Origin of the sequence: Vibrio sp. 1159 (genome assembly GCF_033340395.1) — a bacterium.
Lineage (GTDB): Bacteria > Pseudomonadota > Gammaproteobacteria > Enterobacterales > Vibrionaceae > Vibrio > Vibrio alginolyticus.
Genome location: NZ_JAWOWL010000099.1, coordinates 1 through 1452 on the forward strand (window position 1 = coordinate 1; position 1452 = coordinate 1452).

1 protein-coding gene is annotated in these 1452 nt (G+C 48.7%); it reads left to right on the forward strand.

Features of this window, described 5'->3' with window-relative positions:
• On the forward strand, nucleotides 1-1319 hold a 1319-nt coding region (locus R7127_RS26145; RefSeq protein WP_318148675.1), incomplete at its 5' end, for a chemotaxis protein CheA.
• Nucleotides 1320-1452 lie beyond the last annotated feature (133 nt).

Here is a 1452-nt window from a genome sequence, read left to right on the forward strand (position 1 = left end):
CACCAGAAGCGCCAAAACCAGCACCTGTTGCGCAGCCTGCTCCGGTTTCAACGCCAGCCTCTGCTGCTAAGCCAGCAGCAACACCTGTGGCGGTGAAAGAGGAGTCAAAAGCGTCTGCACCAGCGGTGAAAAAGCCACAAGCAGAAGCGACGGTACGTGTTGATACATCAACGCTAGATACCATCATGAACATGGTGGGTGAGCTCGTGTTGGTGCGTAACCGCTTATTAAGTCTTGGTTTGAACAGCGACAATGAAGAAATGTCGAAAGCTGTGGCAAACCTAGACGTTGTTCCTGCCGACCTTCAACGTGCAGTAATGAAAACGCGCATGCAGCCAATTAACAAAGTATTTGGACGTTTCCCTCGCGTTGTACGTGACTTGGCGCGTAACCTAAATACAGACATCGTGCTAGAAATGCGCGGTGAAGAAACCGATCTCGATAAAAACCTAGTAGAAGCGCTAGCGGATCCATTGATCCACTTGGTGCGCAACTCGGTTGACCACGGCATTGAAATGCCAGAAGACCGCGTAAAAGCGGGGAAATCGCGCACTGGTAAAGTCATCCTATCTGCTTCACAAGAAGGTGACCATATCGAATTGGCTATCGTTGATGACGGTGGCGGTATGGATCCTAATAAACTTCGTGGCATTGCGGTAAAACGCGGCATGATGGACGAAGATGCAGCAGCGCGTTTATCGGACAAAGAGTGTTTCAACCTTATCTTCGCCCCTGGCTTCTCAAGTAAAGAGAAAATCTCTGATATTTCAGGCCGCGGTGTGGGTATGGACGTAGTTAAGACGGCGATCAACACCCTAAACGGCTCTATCGACATCGATTCAGAGCTGGGCAAGGGCACGAAGATCACCATCAAAGTGCCACTGACTCTAGCGATTTTGCCGACCTTAATGGTGGGTGTTGGCGGTCATCCGTTTGCACTACCACTTGCGTCAGTAAATGAGATTTTCCACTTAGATTTAAGCCGCACCAACGTGGTAGATGGTCAGTTAACCATCATCGTTCGCGATAAGTCTATTCCACTGTTCTACCTACAAAACTGGTTGGCGTCTAAGTCTCCTCGCGTGGAGCAACGCATCGGTCATGGTCATGTTGTGATTGTGCAGATCGGCAGCCAACGCGTTGGTTTTGTCGTCGACACGCTTATCGGTCAAGAAGAAGTGGTTATCAAGCCATTAGATAACTTATTGCAAGGTACACCAGGTATGGCTGGTGCGACGATTACCAGTGATGGTCACATTGCATTGATTCTTGATGTGCCAGATCTATTGAAGCAATACGCAGCAGCTTCGCGCATCTAAGCTGACGTAAAGAAAAGGAACAAAATGGCGATTAAAGTACTAGTCGTTGATGATTCGAGTTTTTTCCGTCGTCGCGTAAGCGAAATCATCAACTCAGAATCGCGCCTAGAAGTGATTGACGTTGCGGTAAATG